Genomic DNA, 1,428 nt, shown 5'->3' with positions numbered 1-1,428 from the left:
CACGGTGAGCAGATCGTTGAGATACCCCTCGCTGTAGAGGTGGCGTTCGACCTCGGGGAGCTGCTGGGTCGATCCCAGCGCCATGCCCGCGGGCAGGATCGTCACCTTCGCCACCGGGTCGGCGTGCGGGCACAGAGCCGCGAGCAGCGCGTGACCCGATTCGTGCACCGCCACCGAGGTCCGTTCCTCGGGGAGCAGGGCGTTGGCGCTCTCGCGGCGGCCGAGCAGCAGGCGGTCGCGCGCGGACGACAAGTCGTCGGCGCAGATGACGGTGCGGTCGTCGCGGACGGCGTTGATGGCGGCCTCGTTGACCAGGTTCGCCAGATCCGCACCCGAGAACCCCGGGGTGGCCCGCGCGAGCACACTCAGATCGACGTCGGGTCCGAGGTGTTTGCTCTGCAGGTGCACCGAGAGGATCGCGGCCCGTTCCGACTGGGTGGGCAGGGGGATGACCACCGTGCGGTCGAACCGGCCCGGCCGCAGCAGTGCCGGATCGAGCGCCTCCGGGCGGTTCGTCGCCGCCAGCACCACGATGCCGACGCTCTGATCGAAGCCGTCCATCTCGGCCAGCAACTGGTTGAGCGTCTGCTCCCGCTCGTCGTTTCCGGCGTAGGTCCCGACGCCGCGTTTGCTGCCGATGGCGTCGATCTCGTCGATGAAGATGATCGACGGGGGGCTCTTGCGGGCCTGCTCGAACAGGTCCCGCACGCGGGAGGCGCCGACGCCGACGAACATCTCCACGAACTCCGAGCCCGTGACGGACAGGAAGCGCACCTCTGCTTCACCCGCCACCGCGCGGGCCAGCAGCGTCTTGCCGGTGCCCGGCGGGCCGATCATCAGCACGCCGCGGGGACCCTTCGCGCCGGCGGCCGCGTACTTCTCCGGATCCCGCAGGAAGTCGACGACCTCGCTGATCTCCTGCTTGACGCCGTCGTATCCGGCGACGTCGGCGAAGCGGGTGGTCGGCCGGTTCGCCTCGATCACCCGGGCCTTCGAGCGGCCGAACGTTCCGATGCCCCCGATACCGCCGGCGCCGCCGCTGAATGCGCGCTGCGCCCGGCGGCCGAGCCACAGCAGCAGTCCCGCGAACACCACGAAGGGCAGCATGCTGAACAGAATCGCCCCCCACGGGCTGTCGTCGGTCTGTTCCGCGCTGACCCGGACCTGCTTCGCCTGCAGCTTGTTGTCGAGCCCGGCGAGGTCCAGCGCGGTGGGTAGCTGGGTGACGAATTCGGTTCCATCGGAAAGTGTTCCGTAGACCGATCCCTTGTCGTCGATCGTCACCTGTTCCACGGTGCCCGCGTCGACCCGGTCCACGAAGTCGCTGTAGGTCAGGGTGCTCGAGGTCGGGGTCTGCAGGGCCAGGGCGACCACCAGGCCGCCGAGCAGGACGGCGACCGCGACCAGCTGCCACCACAGGCCCGAGGA

At 69.8% G+C, this 1,428-nt stretch carries 1 protein-coding gene; it reads right to left on the bottom strand.

The genetic code is table 11. From position 1 onward, the window contains the following. Window positions 1-1,428 (bottom strand): ATP-dependent metallopeptidase FtsH/Yme1/Tma family protein (locus G6039_RS30110; RefSeq protein ID WP_277606691.1); only part of this gene is annotated, 1,428 nt, incomplete at both ends.

It is taken from the genome of Rhodococcus aetherivorans, from assembly GCF_011058165.1.
GTDB classification, from domain to species: Bacteria; Actinomycetota; Actinomycetes; order Mycobacteriales; family Mycobacteriaceae; genus Rhodococcus; species Rhodococcus aetherivorans.
This window is presented reverse-complemented; position numbering and strand designations above follow the sequence as displayed.